We start from the raw sequence: 24,646 nt of genomic DNA on the forward strand, positions 1-24,646 counted from the left end.
CGGCCGGGCCGTTCTCGCATCACAGGGTGGGCGTCGCGGTCGCGGGCGCGAGAGCCCCGTAGACCGTCATGAGATCGGGGTCTGTCGCAAGCACGAGCGAGACGAATACGATCAACGCGATGAAGGCGACGACACCGGCGATGAGCGGCACATAGAACGACAACCGTCGACGAGTGAGCAGGAGAACGGTGATGACCGCCGAGGCCACCCAGATGGCGCCCATCGTGATGGAGCCCGCCGTCAGGATGCCCGCCACCGACGGCGCGGCCGTGTAGTCACCGAGGCTCTGGTTGACGTGAAGCAACTGCATCGCCGCGGGCAGGGCGTTGAGGGTGCCGATCGAGTACGACATCCCCAGGAAGCCCAGGATGAGGAGGCCGATCGTCCAGCCGAGGTTCCAGCGCGGCGCGGCGCGGCGGAGCTGTGCCCGTGGAGCGGAGGGGTCACCGTGCGCTGCGTACGGGTGGGCGGACGCGGTGTGTTCGGTGTGCGGTGGTGCGGCAGTGCCACGCGTCGCCGCGTACTGCGTGCGCTCAGACTCGGGGTCGGTCTCGGCCGGGGCGAGGGGCTGAGATGTGTCCAGCCGGTCGTGGTCGGCGGGCGGCCGCCACACCCAGCCTTCCGGAGCGAGCTCACCGAACTGCGGGCGCGGTCGTTCGTCGGGCTTCTTGTCGTCGTCGGCCATGCCGGCCGTCCTCCCTGAAGATGCGAGAACGGCGGTCGGGGGTGAGACCCGACCGCCGTTGGAGACTACTTGCCGGAGTGGCCGGCCGAGCCGAGCTGCTGCGTGGCCTCGACCACGCGGGCCGCCATGCCTGTCTCGGCGACCTTGCCCCAGGCGCGCGGGTCGTAGACCTTCTTGTTGCCGACCTCGCCGTCGATCTTGAGCACGCCGTCGTAGTTCTTGAACATGTAGTCCGCGATCGTGCGGGTGAAGGCGTACTGCGTGTCGGTGTCGATGTTCATCTTCACGACGCCGTTCGCGACGGCTTCGGCGATCTCGGCGTCCGTCGAACCCGAACCGCCGTGGAAGACCAGGTCGAGCGGCTTGGGCCCGTGACCGTACTTCGCGGCCAGGCCGTCCTGGATGGTTTTCAGCAATTCCGGGCGCAGCCTGACGTTGCCCGGCTTGTACACGCCGTGCACGTTGCCGAAGGTGAGGGCGGCCATGTAGCGGCCGTTCTCGCCCAGGCCGAGGGCTTCGACGGTCTGGATGGCGTCGTCGAGAGTCGTGTACAGGTGCTCGTTGATGTCGTGGCTGACACCGTCTTCTTCGCCGCCGACGACACCGATCTCGACCTCGAGGATCGCGTTGATCGCCTTCGTGCGCTTGATCATGTCTTTCGCGATCTCCAGGTTCTCGCCGAGCGGAACGGCCGAGCCGTCCCACATGTGCGACTGGAAGATCGGGTTGCGGCCCGCCTTCACCTCTTCTTCGCTCGCGGCGATGAGGGGCAGAACGAAACCGTCGAGCGCATCCTTCGGGCAGTGGTCGGTGTGGAGCGCGACCGTGATCGGGTAGTTCTTGGCGACCTCGGTGGCGAACTTCGCGAAAGCGATGGCGCCGGCTGCGCGGTTCTTGACGGTGTGGCCGGCGAAGTAGTCTGCGCCACCGGTCGTCACCTGGATGATGCCGTCGCTGCCGGCCTCCGTGAGACCCTGGAGCACGGCGTTGATCGTCTGCGAAGACGACACGTTGAACGCGGGGTAGGCGAACCCACCGGCCTTCGCCTTGTCGAGCATTTCGGCGTACTGATCCGGCGTGGCGATGGGCATTGCGGCTCCTTGAAGTGTGTTGGGGCTAACGGCACTCATCATACCGAGACGGCCGGTGGGCGATTCCGCGGCCGCGGACGTCGCGGACGTCGCGAGCGTCGCGGTCGTCGCTGTTGGAGCCGTAGCCGGCCGAGGGATCAGCCGGTCACGATCTCGCCGGTGGCCGCGTCGACGGAGATGCGCGATTGTGTTCCCGTGCTCGAGCGGGCGTCGATCTCCCACACGACCCGGCCGTTGACATCGTCGAGCTCGGCTGACTCGACGGTCGCGCCCGGCTGGTTCTGAAGCACGCTCGCGATGGCGCTCTTCGCCGAGACGGCAGGGGCGGCGCCACGCGCTTCATCGGGGAGATCGTTCGGTTCCTGGGAGAGCACCTTCAGCGAGGCGCGATCGAGGGTGACCTCGACCCCTTCGCCGGCTGTCGTGCGAATGAGCACCTCCCAGACGGGCACGTTGCGATCGGTATCGTCGCTGATCTCGACGACGTCGCCGGGCACGGCGGCGGTCGCGGCGGCGACGGCGTCGGTGATCGCGGTGCCGCCTGGGGCAGCGGGAGCAGTTCCGGATGCGCTGGGCGTGCTGCTCGACGAACTCGTCGCCGCGGGGGACGGGGTCGAAGGTGTGGTCGTCGCGCAGGAGGTCAGGAGGCCGATGGTCAGTGGGACGGCGCCCAGAGAAGCTACGAGCGTGCGCTGGTTGCGGTTCATGATTTCCTTACTGTTAGTAGTATCTTGCACTGATCATTCTTACCTACGATATTCCACAAACGCTGCACACGCGTGCAATTGAGGGATTACTCCCAGCTGTGCGGAGCGCCGCCGGTAAACTGGCGGCGGTCATGCATCCGTGGCCGCCGCCACTGTTGCCGAATCCGTCCGGGAGGACCCATCATGACCAGCACCGACACCGCCACGCTGTACCTGCATCCGGATCGAAACCTGGCGATGGAACTGGTGAGGGCGACAGAAGCGGCGGCGATCCGGGCGACCCCGTTCATCGGGCGCGGCGACAAGAACGCGGCAGATGGTGCGGCGGTGGATGCGATGCGCAAGTTCCTCGGAACGGTCAACTTCGATGGCGTCGTCGTGATCGGCGAAGGCGAGAAAGACCGCGCCCCGATGCTCTTCAACGGCGAGCACGTGGGAAACGGCCGTGGGCCGGCCGTCGACATCGCCGTCGATCCGATCGACGGCACCTCCCTCACCGCGGCAGGCCGCCAGAACGCGCTCTCTGTGATCGCCGTCTCCGACCGCGGCACGATGCTCGACGCATCCAGCGTCTTCTACATGTCGAAGATCGTCACCGGCCCGGAAGGCCACGGAGTCGTCGACCTGTCGCAGTCGGTGGGTGACAACATCCGCGAACTGGCCAAAGCGAAAGGCAAGCCGGTCGGCGAGATGCGCATCGCCGTGCTCGACCGCCCGCGCCACGAAGGCCTCATCGAGGAGATCCGCGCCGCCGGCGCCGGAACGCGTCTGATGCTGGACGGGGATGTGGCCGGCGGCATCAACGCCGCCCGCTACGAATCGCGCATCGACATGTGCATCGGAATCGGCGGAAGCCCGGAAGGCATCACCACCGCCTGCGCGATCAAGGCGATCGGCGGGTTCATGCAGGGCAAGCTCGCCCCCAAAGACGACGCCGAGCGGGCAGGCGGCATCGCCGCGGGCCTCGACATGGACCGCATCTACGGCGCCGACGACCTCGTCAAAGGCGACAACACGTTCTTCGTCGCAACGGGTGTCACCGACGGCGGACTGGTCGAAGGTGTGCGCCGCAAAGGCCCCATCATCCGCACGGAGAGCATCGTGCTGCGCTCCAAGAGCGGCACCGTCCGCCGCGTGATCGCCGACCACGTCGCCGCGAAATGGCTCGAGCCCGCCGACCTGTGAGGGATGCGGGGTGCGCGGTGAGCGGTGAGCGTGCGCGCGTGGGTGACTGACTGTGGCCGTTTGGGTCGAGTGCGCCCGGTGCGCCGGCCACGCTCGAGCGAAACGGCAACACTCACGGGTGCGTGCTGACACTCCTGCCATTCCGCGGTGGAACGGCAGGGCTGGTCGGGGAACGCCATGGTGAGCGAAGAGCGGCGCGTACGGAGCGCGCGCGTTCTCGAACGTGGCTGTTCCGGTCGAGTGTTACCGGAGTGCCGGCCACATCCGGCCGCAGTGGCCACAGTCGTCGAGGGTGGTCGATCTGCTGGCCACATTCGACGGAATGGCCACACTCGCGGGTGCAAGCCGATGTCCCGGCCGTACCGGAGTGAAGTGGCAAGGCTGGCCAGTGGCCGGTGGCCGGTGGCCGGTGGCCGGTGGCCGGTGCCCGGTGCCCGGTGGCCGGTGCCCGGTGGCCGGTGCCCGGTGCCCGGTGCCCGGTGCCCGGTGCCCCCGTGGCCAGTAGCCCAGTAGCCCAGGGCGAGTGGGTGGTCTCGAGTGTGGCCGTTTCGGTCGAGTGTTACCGCGGTGCCGGCCACATTCGACCGCAGCGGCCACGCTCGTTGGCTTCGGCTGACCCGGTGGGGGCGGTGGGGGCGGTGGAGGTGGTGGGCCCTGTCGTTTGGCTGGGGCTCGGCGCGGCGCGGCTGGCGGATGGCCGCCGCGCTCAGGCGGAGCGGCGCTCGGACTCGGCGTCGGAGGCGAGGGCCTTCTCGTGCTCCTGGAGCGCCAGCTTGTCGACACCGTGCATGTCGCGCGGTTCGGCATCGAAGTCGAGCTCGAGCTGGGAGGCTAGCGCGGGCTCTCCCGCGTCCGCAGCGAGCTCTTCTGCTTCGGTGGCGGATTCCGCCTGGGCAGCGGGCTCTTCTGCTTGGGTGGCGGATTCCGCCTGGGCAGCGGGCTCTTCTGCTTGGGTGGCGGATTCCGCCTGGGCAGCGGGCTCTTCTGCTTCGGTGGCGGATTCCGCCTGGGCAGCGGGCTCTTCTGCTTCGGAGGCGGGCTCCACCTCGGTGGCCGATTCGTCTGCTCCGGTGGCGGGTTCTGCGTCGGTGGCCGATTCGTCTGCTTGGGCGGCGGGCTTTGCGTCGGTGGCGGGCTCTGCCGCGGTCGCGGACGCTTCGGGTGCGGAAGAGTGTGCCGCGGCGGCGGCCACGTTCGCGGCCGCGACGGGAGGAGCGGCGGGCGGGAGGGCGGCCGCGGCCGCGGGGGGCGCGGGCTCGAGTTCGGTGACGAGCTCGTAGGCGGTCAGTTCGCGGGGGGACTCCTCGATGCCGGACATGACGCCGATCACTTTCGACTCGTCGAGGGTGTTCAGCTTGCGGGCGGCGGGGAAGACCTGGCGTTCGAACGAGCCGACGAAGCCGTTGTAGTCCTTGACGGTGCGCTCGAGGGAGCGGCCGAGCTTCTCGATGTGGCTTGCCGTCGTGGACAGCCGGCTGTAGAGGGTGCGGCTGAGGTCGAAGAGCTCTTTCGCTTCTTGAGTCAGCACATCCTGCTGCCAGCTGAAGGCCACGGTCTTCAGCACCGACCAGAGGGTGACCGGCGACGCGAGGGCGACGCGCTTGCTGAACGCGAACTCCATGATCGAGGGGTCGGCTTCCATCGCCGAAGAGACGAGCGACTCGCTCGGGATGAACGCGATCACGAGCTCGGGCGAAGCCTCGAGCCCCGACCAGTACGACTTGCTGCCGAGGGTGGTGATGTGGTCGCGCACAGCCTTGACGTGCTGCTTCACCAGGGCCTCGCGCCGAGCGCCCTCGCTGCCGGTGGCCGTTGCGGGGATCTGGCTCGCCTCGAGGTAGGAGTTGAACGGCACCTTGGCGTCGAGCGCGATGCTCTTGCCGCCCGGCAGACGCACGATCATGTCGGGTCGCCCCGCGCCCGCATCCGAGTGGATGCTCGACTGCACGTCGAAGTCGACGCGCTCGATGAGGCCGGCAGCTTCGACGACGCTGCGCAGCTGGGTCTCACCCCAGACGCCACGGGTGCTGTTGGACCGGAGAGCGGAGGCGAGCGACTCCGCGGTGCTCCGCAGCCGCTCCTCGGACTCCGTGGCCGATTTCAGCTGCTCGGTGAGCTGGCCGTGCTGCTGGCTGCGCTGGGATTCCAGCTCGACGACCTTCTTCTGCATGTCGCTGAGGCTCTCGCGCACCGGTGCGAGGGCCTGCAGAACCTTGCTCTCGGCGCGTTCCCGCTCGGCCGCGCTCTGTGCCTCGGCGCGATGCCGTTCGACCAGCTCGCGGTACTGCTCCTGCTGCGCGACGACCTGCTGCCTGAGCGAGTCGACGGTCGCCTGCGCAGCCGCGAGGTCACTGCTGATCTCTGCACGGATGCTGGCCTCCGTCGCACGTGCCTCGGCGAGCTCGGCGGCGTGGCGGGCGGCGACGACGGCGGGATCTTCGACCGGCACGCTCGGGGCCGCGGCCTCGGATCGGCGGCGGAGAAGTGTCGCGACGGCGTAACCGGCGGCCACCGCACCGACGATGAGACCGCCGAGGAGTCCGAGGAGGAGGGAGAGCATGTCCATGAGGACAGTGTGTCAGCGGCCTCCGACATCGGGTGGTTGCGACATCGGACGGTTGTCACATCCGCAGACCACATCCGCAGACCGCACCCACACACCGCATCCGCAGACCGCTCAGGCGGCGACGGCCGCCCCGATCCGGCCGAGTCGCGAGCCGGTGATGGCGGCGAGCTCGCCGACCGTGGCGACCCCGTGCCGCTTGGCGGCGTGGACGACGATGGCGGCGCAGGCCTCAGCGTCGGCGAGGGCGTCGTGGTGGTGGAAGTCTTCGAATCCGGCGGCCATCGCGGCGACCGGAAGGCGGTACGACTCGAGGTTGTAGGTCTTGCGTGCGACCTGGAGGCTGCAGAGGTAGCTGAATTCGGGACAGACGAGCGCGGTCGCGGCACAGGCCGCACGGATCACGCCCATGTCGAAGCCGGCGTTGTGGGCGACGAGATGGTCGCCTTCAGCGAACGCCACGAGGTCGGGGAGCTGCTCGCTCCAGGTGGCGGCGCCGACCACGTCTTCGGCGTAGAGCCCGTGGATCCTGGTGTTCCACTCGTTGAAGTCGTCGTGGCCGATGGGCGGCTGGATGAGCCAGCCGGCTCGGTCGACGACCCGTCCGTTTCGCACTTTGATGAGACCGACCGAGCAAGCGGATGCGGCACTCCCGTTCGCGGTCTCGAAGTCGATGGCGGTGAAGTCCAGTGTCACGAGCACATGCTCGCACGGGCTACCGACGCTGCCGGTGAGGCGGCCCGCGCGCCGCGCAGGTGCGTACGATCGGAGCATGCGAGCACGGAACCAACACGATGCCCACGCTCGGTCCTTCGATCGGGCGGCCGACGTGTACGACGCGGCGCGTCCCGAATACCCCGCGGAAGCGGTGGCATGGCTGCTCGAGAGCACGAGCGGCCCCATCCTCGATCTCGGTGCGGGCACGGGCAAGCTCACGCGGTCGCTGATGGATCGCGACCGGGAGGTGTTCGCCGTCGACCCGTCGCCCGAGATGCTGCGCGTGCTCGGCCACGCCCTCCCCGAGGTGGACGCACGGCTCGGCTCCGGGGAGCAGCTTCCGCTCGACGAGGACAGCGTCGGCGTCGTGGTCTGCGGGCAGGCGTGGCACTGGGTCGATCCCGACATCGCCGTGCCGGAGGTCGCTCGGGTGCTCCGCCCGGGAGGAACCCTCGGCCTGGTCTGGAACACGCGCGACGAGTCGGTCGACTGGGTGCGCGAGCTCGGCCAGTTGATGCAAGCCGCCGACGCTTATCTCGGCGATGACGCTCCGCCCCGGGTGGGGCCGCCGTTCGGAGATCTCGTGCGCCACGAGGTGCGGTGGGTGCAGCCGATGACGCTGGATGGGCTGCTCGATCTGGCACGCTCGCGCAGCTACTTCATCACGAAGGATGCGCAGGCCCAGGCCGCGGTCATCGCCTCGCTGCGTCGTCTGGCGTCCGAGCATCCCGCACTCGCCGGGCGGGAGACGTTCGAGATGCCGTACGTCACGGAGTGCTTCCGCGCGCGGCTAGAAGGGCCGTCGGTGTGAGACCGGTGAGCGCCGCCGCATCCCGAACGAGATGGGGCTGGTCCGCATACCCCGCTGTCGCCGCGAGTTCCCCGAGCCGGATGCCTCGGTCCGCGCCCGTGCCCTCCGCCAGCGCAAGGAACCGTTGCAGCCGCAGCACGCGCTGCAGCATCTTCGGGCCGTAGCCGACCTGCTCCGTCATCCGTCGGTTGAGCGTTCGCTGCGGAAGGTCGACCTCGGCGGCGACCGAGGCGACGGTCCGCTGAGGGTCGGCCAGCAGGCGCGTCGCGTGCAGTGCGCGGCGGTCGATGGGCGCCGCCCGGTTGAGCAGGCCGCCGAGTGAGGTGAGCGTCTGCGCGGCCTCGGCCGGGGTCCCCGCCTGCGAGAGCTGTGCGATCAGGTCCCCGGATGCGCGCGTCTCGGCCGAGCGCGGCCGCTCGGCGAGCACATCCGCGACCGTCGGGCGCTCGTTCAGAAGCGCCTCCATCGGCACGCCCAGCACGGCTTTGCCGACGCCAGGGCGGAATCGCAGGCCGACCCAGGCGTCTGCGGTACCGGCGGGAACGTGGGATGCGACCGTGTCGGGCGCGGCGAGCATGAGCGGGTTTCCGGGAGTCCAGATGAGATCGAAACACCCGTCGGGGAGCACCAACGTGGCCGGGTCGCCCGGTTCGGCGGTGCGCGTCCACAGGCAGGCGACCGCGTCGCGCACCTCCGCCGGCGCCGGGACTTCGGCATACATGCGCTGAACTCTCGCACCGTTGGCCGATTCGTACAAGACGCGGGCGGCGGCGACACGGTTGACTGGGTTGTATCCGCTTGCTTTATCACCAACCGACGAAAGGCTCGAAACGTGCTGCTCGGACTCCGCACCGTCGTCTATCCCGCCCCCGACCTGGCCGCCGCGAAGGAGTGGTGGTCGGCCGTTCTCGGTGTTCAGCCGTACTTCGACGAGCCGTTCTTCGTGGGCTTCAACCCCGGAGGCTACGAGTTGGGGCTCGACCCGGCCGCCGACCCCGAGGCCGGGCCGCAGACCTATTGGGGCGTGCGCAGCATCGACGCCGCCGCCGCACGGCTAACCGAGCTGGGCGCCGTTCCGGTGGACGCGATCGCGGATGTGGGGGACGGCATCCGTCTGGGCACGTTCCGCGCGCCGGATGGCAGCATCCTCGGCCTCATCGAGAACCCGGTGTTCACCGTGACCGCGGCGACCGCGCCGGAAAGCGACGGTCCCGGCCGGTAGACTGGCTGCCCGTGGCTCTCACTATCGCAATCGTCGGACTCCCCAATGTGGGCAAGTCCACCCTGTTCAACGCCCTGACCAAGAACACCGTGCTCGCGGCGAACTACCCGTTCGCGACGATCGAGCCGAACGTGGGCGTGGTGAACCTACCCGATTCGCGTCTCGACAAGCTGGCCGAGATCTTCAGCAGCGAGCGCATCCTGCCCGCCCCGGTGTCGTTCGTCGACATCGCAGGCATCGTCAAGGGCGCGAGCGAGGGGGAGGGGCTCGGCAACAAGTTCCTCGCGAACATCCGTGAGGCCGACGCGATCGCGCAGGTCGTCCGTGGCTTCGAAGACCCGGATGTGGTGCACGTCGACGGCAAGGTCGACGCCGCCGGCGACATGGAGACGATCAACACCGAGCTGATCCTCGCGGACCTGCAGACCCTCGAGAAGGCGGAAGCCCGCTACGAGAAAGAGGTCAAGGGCCGCAAGCTCGAGCCGATCGTGCTGGAGACGGCGCGGGCCGCCCACGACGTCCTCGACTCCGGCAAGCCGCTGTCGAGCGCATCCATCGACCTCGAGCCGATCCGGGAGCTCGGCCTGCTGACGGCCAAGCCGTTCATTTACGTGTTCAACGTCGACGAGGCCGTGCTCACCGACCCCGCCCGCCGCGATGCTCTCTCCGCGCTGGTCGCGCCCGCTCAGGCGGTGTTCCTGGATGCGAAACTCGAGTCGGAGCTCATCGACCTCGACCCCGCCGACGCGGCAGAGCTCCTCGCCTCCACCGGCCAGGAGGAGAGCGGCCTCGACCAGCTCGCCCGCATCGGCTTCGACACCCTCGGCCTGCAGACCTATCTCACCGCCGGTCCGAAAGAGTCGCGCGCCTGGACGATCCACAAAGGCTGGAAGGCTCCCCAGGCCGCCGGCGTCATCCACACCGACTTCGAAAAAGGTTTCATCAAAGCCGAGGTCATCTCCTTCGACGACCTCGTCGCCACCGGCTCGGTGCACGAGGCCCGCGCCAAGGGCAAGGCCCGCATGGAGGGCAAAGACTACGTCATGCAGGACGGCGACGTGGTGGAGTTCCGGTTCAACAACTGAACCTCCTCTCCGGCCCTGCTGGCGCCGAAACCTGCAGGAGATCTGGCCGGATGCGGCACGATTTTCCGTCGTGACGGACGTTTCGCCGGCGTGTCGGACGGGATCGCCGACGCTAGCTTGAAGGTAGTCACAGGTCGGGTTGCAGGATGGGGACACAGATGAGCGCTACGGAAATGATGACAGCGTTCCGGTCTTCTCGGGTCCTTCGGTTGTGACCGGCGTGCTCCTTCTCGCTATCGAGTGCGGGGCGACGCTAGTGGTGATGTTCTTCACCGGGCTGGGAGTGATCCTCGCGGCACGGTCGCCATACGAAGGCATGCTCTCGGTCATCGGATGGCTGGTCTGGAGCGCGGCGGCCGCGCTTCTGACTACCGCAGTCGTTGCGCTGATCGGATCGCCGATCCGGTTGATCCCGCGGTTGAGGCGGTGGTGGATTGACAACGGCGAGGTCATGGTCGCCGGAGCGCCCCTGGGCGGCGCGCTGATCGTCGTCTCGTTCCTTCTCGGGCAGGAGGAGACGATTCGAGCGGCATCCTCCCAGTGGTTCGAGATGTTGATGCCCAACGGCTGGCTGCTCCTCGCCGGGTGGGTGCTCCTGTCGTTCTCCTGCGCTCACCTTCGCTGGCCGCGTCGGTGGGCCGTGCGACCTCGTGCGCTCCGCGCGGACGGATAGTAGTGCGCGGCAGCGTCGACAACGACTTCGCGGCGCCGTCGTTTCCCGCTCGAGGATTTGCCGACGGGCTCTACGAGCGATCGGCACGCCGGGCGAGGGCGGCACGGCGCGCTCGGCGAGCCTGCATAATCAGCTTCGGCAAACCCCAGATGAGCCAGCACACGATGAACGCGAGCACCACGAACGCGGCGAACGCGGGAATCACAACAAGCAGCACGGGGAAACCGTAACATCCTCCGACTTCCCGGGCTCGTACCGCTCACCCGCCCGAAACGCGAAGGAGATCTGCACGGATGCGGCCGATTCTTCCGTCGTGACGGATGTTTCGCCGGCGTGTCGGGCGGGATCGCCGACTCGGGCAAGCGCGCCGTCGGGTTCAAGCTCGCTGAGGGGATGGATGTGCCCGCCGAGCTGGCCGAGCGCTTCAAGTTCGCGCGCCAGAAGTCGAAGCTGGCCGGTGTCATCCGCGGTTCGTTCTTCGTGATCAAAGGCGAGCACTGACCCGAGCGCACCATCACGCTCGCGTGACGTGTCGGATGAAGTCGGCCACCGACACGGTCAGCACGTCGGCGACGTCTGCGGCGCGCACCGGGGAGCGGGCCGGCGTCTTGAGCGAATGATCGGCATCCGGAACGCCGACCACCGCGATGTCGGCGCGCCCGTCAGCAGACCCGACCGCACCGGCGACCTCCGCCGCAGTGCCGAACGTGTCCCGTTCACCTTGCAGCACGAGCACCGGCACCTCCGGGGCGAGCAGCTCGTCGAGTCGTGACTTGTCAGGCCGCCCGGGCGGATGCAGCGGGAAGGCGAGGCAGACGACGGCGGCGGCGCCCACGGATTCGGCGGTGCGGCGCCGGGCACCGGCGCTGCGTCCGCCGACCACGAGAGGGAGGCCGGCTGCGAGTTCGCGAACCAGGGGAGCGGCTTGGAGCCAGGCGGCATCGAGCGCCGCCGGCCGCGGTGCGAGACGTTTGCCGGCGGTGCGCCAAGGCTGCTCGAACCGTGCGACCGTCACACCGAGCGCGGGTAGCGCTGTGGCGAGCGCTGCCAGGTCGACGGCCTCGATTCCGCCGCCCGCTCCGTGACCGAGCCAGAGCACGGCCGCCGGATGGTCGGCCACGGCGACCGCGAGACGACCCGGCCCCGAATCGGTCGGCACAACGATATCCACCCTGTCGAGGCTACCGGGCCGGACGGGCGAGCCTCGGCTCCCGAGGCGAGACGGTCGGGGCGACGACCGAAGGATGCCCGCGCCCCGTGTCAATCCCGTAGACCACGGCCTCGGCCGGCGTACAGCTGTGGCACAAAGCCGATACGAACGGCGCAAGCCGATACGAACGGCACGAGGCGACACGGAGGACGAGCGCATGACGAACCGGAACATCTCTGCACCGGCCGGGGCGGCCGAGGAAAGGCAAGCACGAGCAAAGCGGCCCCGCACGGCGCTCGCGGGGCCGTACGGGCATCCACTGCACGCGACCGTGGTCACCGTGCCCATCGGGGCGTGGACGGCGAGCGTGGTCTTCGACATCCTCGCGCTGTGCGGCGTCGAACCTCGAGCGTTCTCTCTCGGCGCGCAGTGGCTCGTCGCGATCGGGGTGATCGCGGCCCTCGGTGCGGCAGTGCTCGGACTGCTCGACCTGTCGCAGCTCGAGAAGGGGACGAAGGCGCGGCGTACCGCGCTCATCCATCTCGGCTTCAACTCGGCCGCGATCGTGCTGTTCGCCATCGGCTTCGTCGTGCGGACGACCCAGGTGGGGCAGGCGTCGGTGGCGGGCTTCGTGGTGTCTCTCGTGGCGCTGGCGTGCGTCGGCGTGTCCGGATTTCTCGGCGGCGAGCTTGCGTACCGCTATGGCGTGCGCGTCGCCGACGAAGCGACTCAGCGCAAGGGATTCGAATGAGCGCCGGAGCGATCGTCATCACCGGCGCCTCGAGCGGCATCGGGCGAGCGACCGCGCTTCGGCTGGCGCGGCGCGGGACGTCGCTCGTTCTGGTCAGCCGCCGAGAGGATGCGCTGGGGGCGCTGGCGGAACAGTGCCGTTCCCGGGGCGGTGCGGCGGTCGCCGTCGCGGCGGATGTGTCCGACGCGGAAGCGGTGGAGGCGGTGGCGATCCGCGCGGTGGTCGAATACGGCCGGATCGACGCGTGGGTCAATTGTGCGGCCGTGGCGACGTACGGGCACTTGGAAAGCGTTCCGCTCGAAGAGTTCCAGCACGTGATCGACGTCAACGTGATGGGCGTGGTGAACGGCACACGCTCGGCCTTGCGCCGGATGATCCCCCAAGGTTCGGGCGTGATCGTGAACATCGCGTCCATCCTCGGCGTGGTGCCGCAGCCTTATGGTGCCGCCTACAGCGTGTCGAAGGCCGCGGTGCGTGCGCTCGGGGCGAGTGCGCGGTCGGAGCTGGCTCTGCGACACGAACGGGATGTTCACGTGGTGTCGATTCTGCCGGCGACCATCGACACGCCCTTCTTCCGGCACGCGGCCAACCATACGGGCCGCCAGGTGCGAGCGCTTCCGCCGGTGTACCCGCCCGAACTGGTCGCGAGACGAATCGAGTCGGCGCTGCGGCGCCCGCACCGTCCCGAGCGCGTCGTCGGGCTGCTCGGGCGGGCGCTCGTCCGTCAGCACAGGCGCACGCCTCGGGTGATCGAGGGACAAGTGGCCCTCCAGACCGAGCTCACCAACCTGTCGCCCACACGAGGCGGGGAGAACGGCAGTGGCACGCTCTTCACGACCGACGCGTCGGCCGAGGCGAGCGTCACCGGAGGCTGGCACGGCCGATCGAAGACCGCCCTGCGCACCGCGATCGGAACAGCCGCAGCCGTGGCCCTGGGGATGTGGATGCTCCGCCGAGTCGGCAAGCGTCGCTAGCCCAGACGCGCCAACGCGGGCACGACCCGACGGTGCTACACCGCCTTTTCGTGCGGCGGAATCCCCTGGTTGAGGAAGAAGCGGCGGCTGATACTGGCGGCCATCCCATCCCAGACGGAAGGCGAAGGAACAATGACAGACATCAACCAGTCAGGCACTGCGTACGGAAGCTCAGAGGCATCCGGAGGCACGGCCGACGTGGCACGAGAACAGGCCGCGCACGTCGCCGAGACGGCGCAGGAGTCGGGCCAGCACGTCGTCGAGACGGCCAAGGAAGAGGCGGCGAGCGTCGCTCAGGAGGCGAAGAGCCAGGTCGGCGACCTGCTCAGCCAGACGCAGCAAGAACTGAAAGACCAGGCTGCGAGGCAGCAGGAGCGCGTGGCGGCCGGGTTGCGATCGGTGAGCGACGAGCTGGGCGAGATGGCGCGCAGCTCGCAGTCCGGCGGCATGGCGACGGATCTGGTGCACCAGGCATCGGCGAAGACCGGCGAGGTCGCGAGCTGGCTCGACCAGCGCGATCCAGGTTCCCTGCTCGACGAGGCGCGCTCGTTCGCACGTCGTCGGCCCGGCACGTTCATCGCCGCTGCCGCCATCGCGGGCGTTCTCGCCGGGCGCCTCACGCGTTCTGTCGCCGGCGCAAGCTCGACCCCGGGATCGACCGCCGGCTCGACTCCGGGATCGACCTCGGACGCAGCCGGCGGGTCGGCGGCGGCCGAGGATGTGCCGCCGCCGGTGATGCGCACTCCTCAAGCACGCATCGTGCCGGCCACGGCGGAGGACGCTTCCGGCGGCCTCGACGACCTCGGAACGACCGGAACGGACTGGCGATGAGCGACATCCCTACTCCGTCCGAACGCAAGGCGGAGTCGACATCCCTCGGCGAGCTGCTGAGCGAGGTCTCGCGCGACATCTCGACGCTGATGCGCCAGGAGCTGGAGCTGGCGAAGGCCGAGTTGCGCGAGACGGCGTCGCGAGCAGGCAAGGGCGCGGGACTGATGGGCGGCGCCGGATACTCCGGTCTGATGGCGGTGTTCTTCCTCTCGGTGGCGCTCTGGTGGGCGCTCGGTTACCTGGTGGGGAACGCCTGGTCGGCGGTGATCGTCGCGGTGATCTGGGCGATCGTCGCGCTGATCCTCTTCCTCATCGGGCGCAAGAACATCAAGTCGATCAAGGGTGCACCGCAGACCGTGGACACCATCAAAGAGATTCCGGACACGCTGAAACGAAATGGAGAGAACCGATGACGAACAACCCAGACGAGATCCGCGCCGACATCGAGGCGACCCGCCGCGACCTCGGCAGCGACGTCGACGCCCTCGCCGACAAGGTGACACCGTCGAAGATCGCGCAGCGACAGACAAGGAAGGTCCGTGCGGCGTTCAGCTCGGTGAAAGACCGGGTCATGGGTGCGGCCGACGACGCGAAGGAGTCGGCGTCTTCCACCGGCGACACGATCGCGGACGCAGGCCACACGGCTGTCGCCAAGGCGCAGGGCAACCCGCTGGCAGTGGGTCTCATCGCTTTCGGGGTGGGCTGGCTGGCCGCTTCGCTCATCCCGGCGAGTGACAAGGAGAAGCAGCTCGGCGCTCAGGTGAAAGAGGCGGCCCAGCCGCTCATGCAGCAGGCCGCTGACGCAGCGAAGGACGTGGCGGACGATCTGCGCGAACCTGCTCAGGACGCGATGCAGGCGGTCAAGGAGTCGGCCACGGATGCGGTGCAGACCGTCAAGGGCGAGGCCTCGTCGGCGGTCGACGACGTCAAAGACCAGGCGGGTGAGGCCAAGCACGCTGTCTGACGCACCCGCAATCGAACGACCGCAATCGAACGACCGCAAGCGAACAGGAGATGCAGGATGTTCTTCCACCGGCAAGAGATGCAGCATACGGCCACACCCGACAAGCCTGACGCTGTCTACGCACGAAAGCTTCAGGAGGTGCTCGGCGGTCAGTACGGCGAGATCACCGTCGCGATGCAGTACGGATTCCAGGCCTGGAACGCCCACATGCCCGGCAAGTACCGCGACCTGCTCTACGGCATCGGCGCCGAGGAGTTCGGGCACGTCGAGATGCTCGCGATCATGATCGCGCAGCTGCTCGAGAAGGCTCCGCTCGGGATCACCGAAGACGCGGTGCAGAACGACCCGACCGTCGCCGCCGTGATCGGGGCGACGGATGTGCAGGCCGCGATCGTCGCCGGTGCCGGCGTTCGCCCGGTCGACAGCAACGGCAACCCGTGGCAGGGCTCGTACGTCACGGCGAGCGGCAACCTGCTGGCCGACTTCACCGCGAACGCCAACGCCGAGATGCAGGGCCGCCTGCAGGTCGCCCGGCTGTACCACATGACCGACGACGCGGGCGTGCGCGACCTCCTTTCGTTCCTCCTCGCGCGCGACACGATGCACCAGAACCAGTGGCTCGCCGCCGCGGCGGAACTGCGGGCGGAAGGCGTGGAGGACATCCCCGTGCCCAGCAACTTCCCGATCAACAAGGAGGAGCGCGACGTGTCTTACGAGTACATCAACTTCTCCAACGGCGAGGCGGCGTCCACCGGCAGCTGGGCGAGCGGTCCGACGCCGGACGGCAAGGGCGAGTTCACGTACCTCGACGGCCCACAGTCGACGGTGCCGATGCCGCCGCCCACGCACCCGGATGTGCGGTTCTACGGCACGACCGAGGTGCCGAACACCGTCGAAAAGGTGGCCGGGGCGACACAGGACAAACTGCACAAGGAATGACGAAACCGATCGAACGACGTCGGCGGCCAGCGGATGCGCGGGTCGCCGACGCGTCCGTCGTCATCCCGATCGCGCTGCACTGGCCCGATGAGTTGCCCTGGCGGCGGTATGTCCGGCGGCGTATGGTGCGACCGTGATCGCCGCCGAGTACGTGCTTCCCTTGCGCTGGGCCGACGACCGGGGGCTCGACGAGCTTGTCGAGTACCTGGAACGGTTGTGCTCGGTGATCGACGTGACCGTCGTCGACGGCTCGGGGCCCGACCTGTTCCGGCGTCACGCGGCCGCCTTTCCGCCGACGGTTCGGCATCTGCCTGTGCAGCCCTGGCCCGGCTGCAACGGCAAGGTCGCGGGGGTCATGACCGGGCTGCACGCGGCGCGTCACGATCGCGTGGTCATCGCCGACGACGACGTGCGGTACACCCCGCAGACGCTGGGTCAGGTCGTTGAGCTGCTCGAGCACGCCGACGTGGTGTCGCCGCAGAACCACTTCTCGCCCCGCCCGTGGCACGCCCGCTGGGACACCGGGCGCATCTTGCTGAACCGGGCGCTCGGTGGAGACTTCCCGGGAACGCTGGCCGTACGACGCCGGACGCTCCTCGATGCGGGAGGCTACGACGGCGACGTGCTGTTCGAGAATCTGGAGCTCATCCGCACCGTGCGCGCCGCGGGCGGCCGCCACCTGGCGGCTCCCGGGCTGTTCGTCGAGCGGCGACCGCCGACCGCCCGGCATTTCGCCGGGCAGCGCGTGCGTCAGGCCTACGACAGCTTCGCGCAGCCCACCCGGCTCGCAGCCGAGTTGTTCATCTTGCCGACGCTGCTCGTCATCGCCGCGCGCTCGCCGAGGAGACTGCCGCTGCTCGCGCTGGCCTCGATGGTCGTGGCCGAACTCGGCCGACGCCGTGCCGGCGGACGGCGCGTGTTTCCCGCCACCTCGGCGCTGTGGGCTCCACTCTGGCTGCTCGAACGCGGCATCTGCTCCTGGCTGGCGGTCGGCCAGCGGCTGCGCGGAGGCGTGCGGTATTCGGACGGTCGGCTGGCGCGGGCGGGCACGTCGCTAGGCGTACTGCGTGCCAAGCACCGAATCGCTCGCGACGCAAGCGCTTGATCTCCATCGCCGGAGCAGCGATGTTCGAAGCATGACACCACGCATCACGCCTCGCGGACCGGTGAGCGAGGCGCTCCAGCACGCCTTCAGCACTGACGCACATCCCGATTCCCCCGCGATGGGCCGGGTGGTCGAACTGACCGCCGCCGCCCTCGACGCTGACCCCGACCTGCTCACGGACGAAGACCTCCAACTCACCCTGCTCATGATGTACGGGCTCTCCTACGGCGACACCGTCGACGCCGACGACGAATGGGAGTGGAATCCCGGGCTCGTGCGCGCTCGGCGGCTCATCGAGCGCGAGTTCGAGCGGCAGCTGCGAGAGCGCATCCCGCTCGACGACCTGCCGGAGCCCGACGCGGAGGCTGTCGCCGCCTACCTTTTCGACCTCACCGGTGAGGATGGTGGCCCGAGCCTGTCGCGGTTCATCGCCAAGAAGGCGACCGAGCAACAGGTGACCGAGTTCGTGATCCAGCGCTCGATCTACACGCGCAAAGAGGCGGACCCGCACTCCTGGGGGATCCCGCGGCTCACGGGCCGTGCGAAGGCGGCGCTCGTCGAGGTGCAGTCCGACGAGTACGGCGCCGGCCGACCGCAGCGCATCCACGCCGAGATCTTCGCCGAGACCATGCGCGGACTCGGGCTCGACGACGCTTACGGCGCGTACATCGACGACGTTCCCGCGATCACCCTCGCGTCGTTCACCCAGATGTCGATGTTCGGGCTCAACCGAAGCCTGCGCGGAGCCATCGCCGGTCATCTCGCGGCTTTCGAGATGACGTCGTCGATCCCGAACCGGTTCTACGGCAACGGTTTCCGTCGGCTCGGTTTCGGCGACGACGTCGTGGGCTACTACGACGAGCACGTCGAGGCGGATGCGGTGCACGAGCAGATCGCCGGGCGCGACCTCGCCGGCGGCCTCGCCGAAGCCCACCCCGAGCTCCTGCCCGACATCATCTTCGGGGCGAAGGCCTGTCTGTACGTCGATGGGCTGGCGGCGCAGCACATGCTCGACCGGTGGCAGGCCGGCAGCAGTTCGCTGCGCGCCAGGGAGAGCGTGCCGGCATGACCGAGTCGCGGGATGTGCCAATCGTCGTGGCCTGCCCCGACGGACCCTTGCTGGTGCGGGGGAACATCCGGCTCGAGACGCCGGAGGGCGAGCCGATCGAGCAGCGACGGCGTACGGTCGCGCTCTGCCGCTGCGGAGTGTCGTCCATCAAGCCGTTCTGCGACGGCACGCACAAGGCCGTCGGGTTCAAGACGGAACGCTAGGCCGAACTCAGGCGTCGCCCGGGCGATGGCGGCCGGATGCCCGCTCGACGATCACGCTCGGATCGATGTGGTCGTCGGGTACCTCCACATCGCCGCCGTCATCGGGGCCGCCCGTGCCCGGCAACTGCTTGACCCCGTCCTTCGTCGCCGTCTCCGCGGCGGTTCCCTGCAGCTCTTCGGTCTCCCGGTCGCTCGACGGGCTGTACGAGCGATCTTTTCGGGTCAGCTCCGTGTCATCCAACGGGGCTTCGTCGTCGGCGCGCACGCTCTTCGGATCTGTCATGGCGCGCACGCTACCCTCGGCCGCGGCTCGCGACAATGGGTCGAACGGGTCGCGGGATGCGGCCGCCGCGCGCCGACGACACTTAGGGTGGACGCGAACGGAAGGAGCGGGGATGACGGTCGACGAGCACGAGTTGGTCTGGGTGGCGCGAGCGGTCGAGCTGGCGCGGGAGGCGTTGGAGGCGGGCGACGAACCGTTCGGTTCCGTGCTGGTCGCGCACGACGGCACGGTGCTCTTCGAAGACAGAAACCGCACGAGCGGCGGCGACGACACCCGGCATCCGGAGTTCGAGATCGCGCGCTGGGCGGCGGAGAACGTTCCCGCCGCCGACAGGGCGCGCACGACCGTCTACACCTCGGGCGAACACTGCCCGATGTGCTCGGCGGCCCACGCCTGGGTGGGACTCGGGCGCATCGTGTACGCCGCATCCTCGGCCCAGATCGTCGGGTGGCGCGAAGGATGGGGTCTCCCGCCCGGCCCCGTCGCGGCGCTGCCGGTCACCGCGATCGCACCGGGCATCCCGGTGGACGGGCCTGTCGCGGGCTTCGACGAAGACGTCAGGCGCCTGCTGGAACTTGCCGCCCGCGCCTAGCGGATGCTTGCCGCGCGGCTAGCGGATGCGAGTCAGAAGTCCTTCTCGAGATCCTCGGTCGTGAGCGGAATCGTGGCGTAGTAAGGGTAGGCGGGCATCGACGAATACTGTTCGTCGTCGTCGAGCACGTAGATGTCGTAGGCGAGAGCGCCGCCGAAAGTGGTGGCGACGCGGATCTGTCCCGGCGGGCATCCGCCGATCAGGGGAACGACAACGACGCTGTCGAGCGTCGCCCCGTCTTCGTAGAGGAGGGCTGCATGGATGGTTCGCGTCACGGCGTCCATGCGCCGCACTCTACAACCGGCGCCCCGCCGACCGCGCGAAGCGGGCGGCGTTCCGCGTGTTCGCCGTCGGCCCGGGCGATACAGTGCAAACAGTCGCAATCGCAGTCGCAATCGCAGAGAGTGAGGATGCTCCATGTCGTTCCAGGCCTACCTCGACAACATCGAGGAGAAGACCGGCAAGACCCCGCGCGAGTTCATCGCCCTGGCAGCCGAACGCGGCTACGACGATCCGGCCACGAAGGCCGGTGTGATCGTCGACTGGCTGAAGACCGACTTCGACCTCGGCCGGGGTCACGCGATGGCGCTCGTTCACGTCATCAAGAACGGCGCCAAGATTGACGCGAAACACGTCGGAACGGGAACGGCCCACAGCGACGAGTCCGACACGCTCTGGCTCGACGGCCAGGCGACCAAGCCGGTGAAGGGCTGAGCCCTCCGGCCCCGATCACTCGGCCAGAAGTGCGAGCTTGCCGCCCGGGTGCCCTTCGCGCAGAAAAGTGAGCGCTTCGACCGCTTCCGCCAGCGGATACGTACGCGCGATCGGCACCTCCAGCTCGCCCTCGCCGGCCATCCGGATGAGGTCGGCCCGAACGCTGTCGCGGTAGGCGGCGCTCTCAGGCTGGTTGCCGCCGATCGCGATGAAGCCGCCGTCGGTGGCTCGGTCGGCTGCGGCGATCGTGACGATCCGGTTGCGGTCGGCGACCAGCTCGAGGGAGACGTCGACCGCCTCATCCGTTCCCACCGTGTCGAGCGCGGCGGTGTAGCCGCGGGGGGCGGCCGCCTTCGCCCTGTCGGCGAGGCCGGGGCCGTACTCGATCGGCTCGCCACCGAACCGTCGCACCACGTCGAAGCGCGCCTCGCTCGCCGTGCCGACGACCCGGATGCCGAGGGCGCGAGCCTGCTGGAGAACGCTCACACCCACGGCGCCCGACGCCCCGTGCAGCAGGATGGTGTCTCCCGAGCCGACACCGGTCACGTGCAGCATCTGCGAGGCGGTGGTACCGGCGAGCAGAAGATTCGCGGCCTCCGGAAAGCCCAGCGAGTCGGGTTTCGCGAAGACGTCGCGCGCCGGCACCGTGAGCTCGGTCGCGTAGCCGCCGACCACACGGAACGCGAGCACCGCATCCCCGGCCGCACCGCCGCCTGAGGCGATCTCCGTGTCCGGTCCGACCGCGGAGATCACTCCGGCGACCTCGTAGCCGATCGGGACCGGCGGCGTGGTGCCTGGCCTCGGGGAGAGCACGTGCTTGCGGTCGGCAGGATTGACGCCGGCGGCGGACACGCGGATCGTCACCTCGCCCTGAGCGGGCGCGGGAACCTCCCGTTCCACGAACTCCCAGCCATCGAGGTCACCCCAGCGAGTCGCCATCCAAGAAAGAGCCATGGTGCTATTCAATGCCCGCCAGGTGATTCCGCAAGTCGTCGACCGGTTCAGGGATGCTGGGCGCGGCGCGCCTTCGATCGACGCTGAGGGATGAGCTTCAGCATCAGCGCGGTGGTGCTGTCGTCGAGGTCGACCAGGGTGTCGCGGGACTTGATGAAGTCGCTGAACGACCGGAAGCCGAGCGATCTCTCGCTGAACGACGGGTCCATCCGTTTGATCTGCGACTTGACCGACGAGATGTGCAACCACTCCGCGTCGTCTTTCTCGTGACCGAGCTGCATGGCGCGCAGGAGCAGCCGGGTGGCCTCCTCTTGCGGGTCGGTCTGGTCGGCCTCCGGCTGCACGGTCGGGATGTCGTCGACCTCGATCTCGGCCTCCGGTTGCGCGGGGGCGGTCTTCGGCGCGCGGGTCGACTTCTTGCGTGTGGTCGCGGTCGAACGCTTGCCACCCGTCGCGGTTGCGCCGGAGCCGGTGGCCGATTCGGTGGTCGGCTCGGCCGAAGTCCCGGCCGCGGAGCCGGCTGCGGCTGCCGCTTCCGCCGGAGCCGCGGCGCCCTGACCGGCGAGGTCCGTCGTCGGCTCGGCGTCGGTATCCGAGTCTCCCGCCACCGCGGCCACGCCGGGCAGGTCGTCGTAGGTCACGAAGTCGTCGCAGGCGGCGGCCAGCGACTTGCTGGTGGAGCCCGCGACGCCGATGCCCACCACGTAGCGGCCGAGCCGCTTGCAGCGCTGGGCGAGCGCGATGTAGTCGGAGTCACCCGCGACGATGACGACGTGGGTGAGGTCGGGCAGGCGGAACAGGTCTTCGACCGCGTCGACCGCGAGCCGGATGTCCGCTCCGTTCTTCGCGTACGCGGCAGCCGGGAACAGCTGCACCAGGTCGACCGCCCGGCCGACGAGCTGGCCCCGGTATTCGGCGTTGACGGCCGCCGACCAGTCGGCGTACGCACGGGTCAACACGAGGGTGCCGAAGGAGGAGGCGAAGTCGATCACGGCGCCGATGTCCACCGTGGCGAGGGCGAGTTTCTCGGCGACCTTGGGGTCGGCCGTCATTCCGCCACCACCGCCTTTCGAGCGGTCGCGCATGAAGGAGCTGCGACCGTGCACTTGGTCGTAGCGGGAGATCACGATGTTGTCGAAGTCGATGTAAACGGCGACACGGCCGTCGCCTGGTTCAGTCATGTCCCCAGTCTGGTGGATGCGCGCCGCTCTGCCACCGCCTCGCCGGAGTTTTCACGACTCGGTGACCGAATCTCCGTCGTGCCGGACGATCCGACGGCGTGTCGCCCGATCCTTCCGGCTCAGGAGTCGAATCCCAGCCCCACGGCATCCAGCGACTTCAAAAAGAGGTTGCGACGCCCCTCGGCGTGGTCGGCCCGGTCGAGCGACCACCGGGTGAGGTTGATGCCGACGGATGCCACCGGCTCGGGAGGGAACGGGAGCGGCCGGCTGCGTACCAACTCGAGCTGGGTGCGCTCGGTGCTGCGGCCGGCCAGCAGGTCGAGCATGACCTGCGCGCCCAAATGGGTCGCGGCGACGCCGAGGCCGGTGTAGCCGGTGGCGTAGGCGACGCGTCCGCCGCGGGCCGTGCCGAAGAACGCGCAGAACCGGCTGCAGGTGTCGATGGCGCCCGCCCACTTGTGCGAGAACCGCACACCGTCGAGCTGCGGGAACGTGGTGAAGAAGTGTCCGGCCAACCGGTGGAAGGTCGCCGGCCGATCCTCGTACTCGCTGCGCACGCGCCCGCCGTAGTGGTAGATCGCGTCGTAGCCGCCGAAGAGGATGCAGTTGTCGGCCGACAGCCGGTAGTAGTGGAACTGGTTCGCCGAGTCGCCGAGACCCTGTCGGCCCTGCCAGCCGATCGACGCGAGTTGCGAATCCGTCAGCGGCTCGGTCATGAGCACGTAGTCGTACACGGGCACCGTGGCGAGCCGGTTGCGTTTCAGCAGGGAGGGGAACACGTTGGTCGCCAACGCCGTGCGGTCGGTACGCACGCGGCCGCGCGGCATGGTCAGCACGGAGCCGTCACCGATGGAGTCGACGGGGGAGTGCTCGAAGATCTCGACCCCGGCGGCGACGCAGGCCCGGGCGAGGGCACGCGCGAGCTTCGCAGGATGCACGAGCGCCGAGTCGCGCGTTCGGCGCAGGCCCGCGAGGTAGGTGGGGGAGTGCACCTCGCGCTGCACGGCGGCCTCGTCGAGAAAGGTGACGTCGTCGCCCGCTTCGTCGGCCGCATTCCTCAGCCACTCGACCTGGTGCGGTTCGGTCGCGATGTCGATGGCGCCGTTGCGCTCGAACTCGGCGTCGAGCTGCAGCTCAGCGATCGTGGCCTCGATCTCGTCGAGGTTCTGCAGGCCGAGGCGCTGCAACCGGTCGAACTCATCCGGAAACCGGCGCAGCCCGTTCTCGTCGCCGTGCGTGAGGCTCGCCTCGCAGAAGCCGCCGTTGCGCCCCGATGCGGCCCATCCGACGCGCTTGCCCTCCAGCAGCACGACGCGGGCGCCCGGATTCTCGCGCTTGGCGAGCAGCGCGGTCCAGAGTCCCGAGTACCCGCCGCCTACGACGGCGAGATCACAAGCCAGGTCGGCGGTGAGCTCGGGGTACGGGTCGCCGGGGGCGTCCTCGATCCAGAACGGCGTCTGCCGGGTGCCAACGAGCGAGCGATCGACGACGGAGGCGTCGGGGCGCATCCTCTCGAAAACGGTGCTTCCCACGGGTCGGGCCTCGTCTCTGCCGGTTCGTCACATTCTTGCAAGGATGCGGGTGCAGCGGTGCTCGAATCGTCACGAATCCGTGATGGTTCGACGGACGTGGTCCCGTGGTGTGCGCCCTAAAATTGCACTGCTGCACTGAGGGCCGCAGCACACGAATCGGGGGGAATCATGAAGAGAAATCGTTCGACGCTCAGGGTGGCGCTCGCCGCATCCGCTGCCGTGCTGACAGCGCTGGCCGCAGCGGGGGCGCTTGCGGGATGCGCGGCCTCGGGCAGCGTCTCGGCGTCGACACCGGCACCGACCGTCACGGTGACGGCCACCGCCACGCCGGCGCCGGTGAAGGTCCCCGCGTCACCGGATGACCCGATCGACGCGCTCACCGCCTGGCACGCCTGCGCCGTGCTCGGCCTCGCGAACTATGCCGCCGACCATCCGGGTTCCGAGTTGCGGCCGTACGACCCGGCCAACGGCGCCACAAAGAACCCCGACGGCACCTACCAGGCGATCGCGGGCTTCTCGCTGCCGCAGCCGGTCGACGGCACCGGCAGCATCGTCGCGATCTGCACGATCGGCGGAACGCTCGGCGCCCCGAAGCTCGTGAGCTGGACCCTGAAAGACATCTAGGCCGCCCGATCCGCTCGGCCCGCCCCGCTGGTCGTCCTCGC

General features: G+C 69.0%; 30 protein-coding genes and 1 pseudogene. 18 read left to right on the forward strand and 13 right to left on the reverse strand.

Going from position 1 to position 24,646, the window contains the following annotated elements; translation table 11 throughout:
- Positions 1 to 19: 19 nt before the first annotated feature.
- The 3 genes from ACFVWR_RS15620 to ACFVWR_RS15630 form a co-directional block, all read right to left on the reverse strand.
- Complete coding sequence (locus ACFVWR_RS15620) at positions 20 to 685, reverse strand: DUF6264 family protein (RefSeq protein WP_387213993.1); 666 nt, start codon at positions 683 to 685, stop codon at positions 20 to 22.
- Positions 686 to 750: 65 nt separating this feature from the next.
- Positions 751 to 1,776 (reverse strand): class II fructose-bisphosphate aldolase, encoded by a 1,026-nt coding sequence (gene fbaA, locus ACFVWR_RS15625; protein ID WP_387213996.1) that lies wholly within the window; start codon positions 1,774 to 1,776, stop codon positions 751 to 753.
- A 137-nt stretch (positions 1,777 to 1,913) separates the two neighbouring features.
- The gene (locus ACFVWR_RS15630) at positions 1,914 to 2,483 is read right to left on the reverse strand and encodes a PepSY domain-containing protein (protein ID WP_387213999.1); all 570 of its coding nucleotides are present in this window, start codon (positions 2,481 to 2,483) and stop codon (positions 1,914 to 1,916) included.
- Between the two features lie 183 nt (positions 2,484 to 2,666).
- Between ACFVWR_RS15630 and glpX the strand changes: the two genes are divergently transcribed.
- Positions 2,667 to 3,668 carry a class II fructose-bisphosphatase gene (gene glpX, locus ACFVWR_RS15635; RefSeq protein ID WP_387214002.1) on the forward strand — a complete coding sequence of 334 codons (1,002 nt, stop codon included), beginning with the start codon at positions 2,667 to 2,669 and terminating at the stop codon, positions 3,666 to 3,668.
- A 706-nt stretch (positions 3,669 to 4,374) separates the two neighbouring features.
- On the opposite strand, the gene rmuC is transcribed toward glpX, so the two are convergent.
- Both rmuC and ACFVWR_RS15645 read right to left on the reverse strand, forming a co-directional pair.
- Positions 4,375 to 6,234 (reverse strand): DNA recombination protein RmuC, encoded by a 1,860-nt coding sequence (rmuC, locus tag ACFVWR_RS15640; RefSeq protein ID WP_387214005.1) that lies wholly within the window; start codon positions 6,232 to 6,234, stop codon positions 4,375 to 4,377.
- 111 nt (positions 6,235 to 6,345) lie between these two features.
- Complete coding sequence (locus ACFVWR_RS15645) at positions 6,346 to 6,927, reverse strand: exonuclease domain-containing protein (protein WP_387214008.1); 582 nt, start codon at positions 6,925 to 6,927, stop codon at positions 6,346 to 6,348.
- A 76-nt stretch (positions 6,928 to 7,003) separates the two neighbouring features.
- Here ACFVWR_RS15645 and ACFVWR_RS15650 point away from each other — a divergent pair, with 76 nt between their 5' ends.
- The gene (locus ACFVWR_RS15650; RefSeq protein WP_387214012.1) at positions 7,004 to 7,759 is read left to right on the forward strand and encodes a class I SAM-dependent methyltransferase; all 756 of its coding nucleotides are present in this window, start codon (positions 7,004 to 7,006) and stop codon (positions 7,757 to 7,759) included.
- On the opposite strand, the gene ACFVWR_RS15655 is transcribed toward ACFVWR_RS15650, so the two are convergent.
- Complete coding sequence (locus ACFVWR_RS15655) at positions 7,716 to 8,480, reverse strand: helix-turn-helix domain-containing protein (RefSeq protein ID WP_387214015.1); 765 nt, start codon at positions 8,478 to 8,480, stop codon at positions 7,716 to 7,718. The two genes, ACFVWR_RS15650 and ACFVWR_RS15655, sit on opposite strands and share 44 nt — an antisense overlap.
- 111 nt (positions 8,481 to 8,591) lie before the next feature.
- On the opposite strand from ACFVWR_RS15655, the gene ACFVWR_RS15660 reads away from it, so the two are divergent.
- The 3 genes from ACFVWR_RS15660 (at position 8,592) to ACFVWR_RS15670 (ending at position 10,739) form a co-directional block, all read left to right on the forward strand.
- Complete coding sequence (locus ACFVWR_RS15660; RefSeq protein ID WP_387214018.1) at positions 8,592 to 8,981, forward strand: VOC family protein; 390 nt, start codon at positions 8,592 to 8,594, stop codon at positions 8,979 to 8,981.
- A gap of 11 nt (positions 8,982 to 8,992) precedes the next feature.
- Positions 8,993 to 10,066, forward strand: coding sequence for a redox-regulated ATPase YchF (gene ychF / locus ACFVWR_RS15665; protein ID WP_387214020.1), 1,074 nt, complete (start codon positions 8,993 to 8,995; stop codon positions 10,064 to 10,066).
- Positions 10,067 to 10,286: 220 nt separating this feature from the next.
- Complete coding sequence (locus ACFVWR_RS15670; RefSeq protein ID WP_387214023.1) at positions 10,287 to 10,739, forward strand: hypothetical protein; 453 nt, start codon at positions 10,287 to 10,289, stop codon at positions 10,737 to 10,739.
- A gap of 70 nt (positions 10,740 to 10,809) precedes the next feature.
- On the opposite strand, the gene ACFVWR_RS15675 is transcribed toward ACFVWR_RS15670, so the two are convergent.
- Entirely contained in the window at positions 10,810 to 10,956 is a 147-nt protein-coding gene (locus ACFVWR_RS15675) for a hypothetical protein (protein WP_387214026.1), read from the reverse strand.
- Between the two features lie 131 nt (positions 10,957 to 11,087).
- Here ACFVWR_RS15675 and ACFVWR_RS15680 point away from each other — a divergent pair.
- Positions 11,088 to 11,240, forward strand: a pseudogene (locus ACFVWR_RS15680) (phage tail protein); the annotation flags it as partial.
- A 13-nt stretch (positions 11,241 to 11,253) separates the two neighbouring features.
- On the opposite strand, the gene ACFVWR_RS15685 reads toward ACFVWR_RS15680, so the two are convergent.
- Positions 11,254 to 11,910 (reverse strand): alpha/beta family hydrolase, encoded by a 657-nt coding sequence (locus ACFVWR_RS15685; protein WP_387214029.1) that lies wholly within the window; start codon positions 11,908 to 11,910, stop codon positions 11,254 to 11,256.
- Positions 11,911 to 12,106: 196 nt separating this feature from the next.
- Here ACFVWR_RS15685 and ACFVWR_RS15690 point away from each other — a divergent pair, with 196 nt between their 5' ends.
- From ACFVWR_RS15690 to ACFVWR_RS15730, 9 genes are all read left to right on the forward strand, one after another.
- Positions 12,107 to 12,640, forward strand: coding sequence for a DUF2231 domain-containing protein (locus tag ACFVWR_RS15690; protein ID WP_387214032.1), 534 nt, complete (start codon positions 12,107 to 12,109; stop codon positions 12,638 to 12,640).
- Complete coding sequence (locus ACFVWR_RS15695; protein WP_387214035.1) at positions 12,637 to 13,614, forward strand: SDR family NAD(P)-dependent oxidoreductase; 978 nt, start codon at positions 12,637 to 12,639, stop codon at positions 13,612 to 13,614. Before ACFVWR_RS15690 ends, ACFVWR_RS15695 begins: the two co-directional genes overlap by 4 nt.
- Before the next feature lie 132 nt (positions 13,615 to 13,746).
- Positions 13,747 to 14,445, forward strand: a complete 699-nt coding sequence (locus ACFVWR_RS15700; protein WP_387214038.1) for a hypothetical protein — start codon at positions 13,747 to 13,749, stop codon at positions 14,443 to 14,445.
- Positions 14,442 to 14,858, forward strand: coding sequence for a phage holin family protein (locus tag ACFVWR_RS15705; RefSeq protein ID WP_387214041.1), 417 nt, complete (start codon positions 14,442 to 14,444; stop codon positions 14,856 to 14,858). Before ACFVWR_RS15700 ends, ACFVWR_RS15705 begins: the two co-directional genes overlap by 4 nt.
- Positions 14,855 to 15,409 carry a DUF3618 domain-containing protein gene (locus ACFVWR_RS15710; RefSeq protein ID WP_387214045.1) on the forward strand — a complete coding sequence of 185 codons (555 nt, stop codon included), beginning with the start codon at positions 14,855 to 14,857 and terminating at the stop codon, positions 15,407 to 15,409. Before ACFVWR_RS15705 ends, ACFVWR_RS15710 begins: the two co-directional genes overlap by 4 nt.
- Before the next feature lie 57 nt (positions 15,410 to 15,466).
- Complete coding sequence (locus tag ACFVWR_RS15715; protein WP_387214048.1) at positions 15,467 to 16,348, forward strand: manganese catalase family protein; 882 nt, start codon at positions 15,467 to 15,469, stop codon at positions 16,346 to 16,348.
- Positions 16,349 to 16,481: 133 nt separating this feature from the next.
- Positions 16,482 to 17,453, forward strand: coding sequence for a glycosyltransferase (locus tag ACFVWR_RS15720; protein ID WP_387214051.1), 972 nt, complete (start codon positions 16,482 to 16,484; stop codon positions 17,451 to 17,453).
- Between the two features lie 31 nt (positions 17,454 to 17,484).
- On the forward strand, positions 17,485 to 18,522 hold the full coding sequence (locus ACFVWR_RS15725; RefSeq protein ID WP_387214054.1) for an iron-containing redox enzyme family protein: 1,038 nt from the start codon (positions 17,485 to 17,487) through the stop codon (positions 18,520 to 18,522).
- On the forward strand, positions 18,519 to 18,725 hold the full coding sequence (locus ACFVWR_RS15730) for a CDGSH iron-sulfur domain-containing protein (protein ID WP_387214057.1): 207 nt from the start codon (positions 18,519 to 18,521) through the stop codon (positions 18,723 to 18,725). Before ACFVWR_RS15725 ends, ACFVWR_RS15730 begins: the two co-directional genes overlap by 4 nt.
- 7 nt (positions 18,726 to 18,732) lie before the next feature.
- Here ACFVWR_RS15730 and ACFVWR_RS15735 read toward each other — a convergent pair whose 3' ends face one another.
- Complete coding sequence (locus ACFVWR_RS15735) at positions 18,733 to 19,008, reverse strand: hypothetical protein (RefSeq protein WP_387214060.1); 276 nt, start codon at positions 19,006 to 19,008, stop codon at positions 18,733 to 18,735.
- Between the two features lie 112 nt (positions 19,009 to 19,120).
- Here ACFVWR_RS15735 and ACFVWR_RS15740 point away from each other — a divergent pair, with 112 nt between their 5' ends.
- Positions 19,121 to 19,600 carry a nucleoside deaminase gene (locus ACFVWR_RS15740; protein WP_387214063.1) on the forward strand — a complete coding sequence of 160 codons (480 nt, stop codon included), beginning with the start codon at positions 19,121 to 19,123 and terminating at the stop codon, positions 19,598 to 19,600.
- 32 nt (positions 19,601 to 19,632) lie between these two features.
- Here the strand turns inward: ACFVWR_RS15740 and ACFVWR_RS15745 are convergent, their stop codons facing one another.
- Positions 19,633 to 19,884, reverse strand: coding sequence for a hypothetical protein (locus tag ACFVWR_RS15745; RefSeq protein WP_387214066.1), 252 nt, complete (start codon positions 19,882 to 19,884; stop codon positions 19,633 to 19,635).
- A 133-nt stretch (positions 19,885 to 20,017) separates the two neighbouring features.
- Between ACFVWR_RS15745 and ACFVWR_RS15750 the strand changes: the two genes are divergently transcribed.
- Positions 20,018 to 20,314 carry a DUF4287 domain-containing protein gene (locus tag ACFVWR_RS15750; RefSeq protein ID WP_387214069.1) on the forward strand — a complete coding sequence of 99 codons (297 nt, stop codon included), beginning with the start codon at positions 20,018 to 20,020 and terminating at the stop codon, positions 20,312 to 20,314.
- A gap of 15 nt (positions 20,315 to 20,329) precedes the next feature.
- On the opposite strand, the gene ACFVWR_RS15755 is transcribed toward ACFVWR_RS15750, so the two are convergent.
- The 3 genes from ACFVWR_RS15755 to ACFVWR_RS15765 all read right to left on the reverse strand — a co-directional run bounded on the left by ACFVWR_RS15755 (position 20,330) and on the right by ACFVWR_RS15765 (position 23,981).
- Positions 20,330 to 21,268 carry an NADP-dependent oxidoreductase gene (locus ACFVWR_RS15755; protein WP_387214072.1) on the reverse strand — a complete coding sequence of 313 codons (939 nt, stop codon included), beginning with the start codon at positions 21,266 to 21,268 and terminating at the stop codon, positions 20,330 to 20,332.
- 47 nt (positions 21,269 to 21,315) lie between these two features.
- Positions 21,316 to 22,449 (reverse strand): NYN domain-containing protein, encoded by a 1,134-nt coding sequence (locus tag ACFVWR_RS15760; RefSeq protein ID WP_387214075.1) that lies wholly within the window; start codon positions 22,447 to 22,449, stop codon positions 21,316 to 21,318.
- 119 nt (positions 22,450 to 22,568) lie between these two features.
- Positions 22,569 to 23,981 carry an NAD(P)/FAD-dependent oxidoreductase gene (locus ACFVWR_RS15765; RefSeq protein ID WP_387214078.1) on the reverse strand — a complete coding sequence of 471 codons (1,413 nt, stop codon included), beginning with the start codon at positions 23,979 to 23,981 and terminating at the stop codon, positions 22,569 to 22,571.
- 168 nt (positions 23,982 to 24,149) lie between these two features.
- On the opposite strand from ACFVWR_RS15765, the gene ACFVWR_RS15770 reads away from it, so the two are divergent.
- Complete coding sequence (locus ACFVWR_RS15770; RefSeq protein WP_387214081.1) at positions 24,150 to 24,605, forward strand: hypothetical protein; 456 nt, start codon at positions 24,150 to 24,152, stop codon at positions 24,603 to 24,605.
- Positions 24,606 to 24,646: the final 41 nt, after the last annotated feature.

Origin of the sequence: Leifsonia sp. NPDC058292, from assembly GCF_042880955.1 — a bacterium.
Classification (GTDB): Bacteria; Actinomycetota; Actinomycetes; order Actinomycetales; family Microbacteriaceae; genus Leifsonia.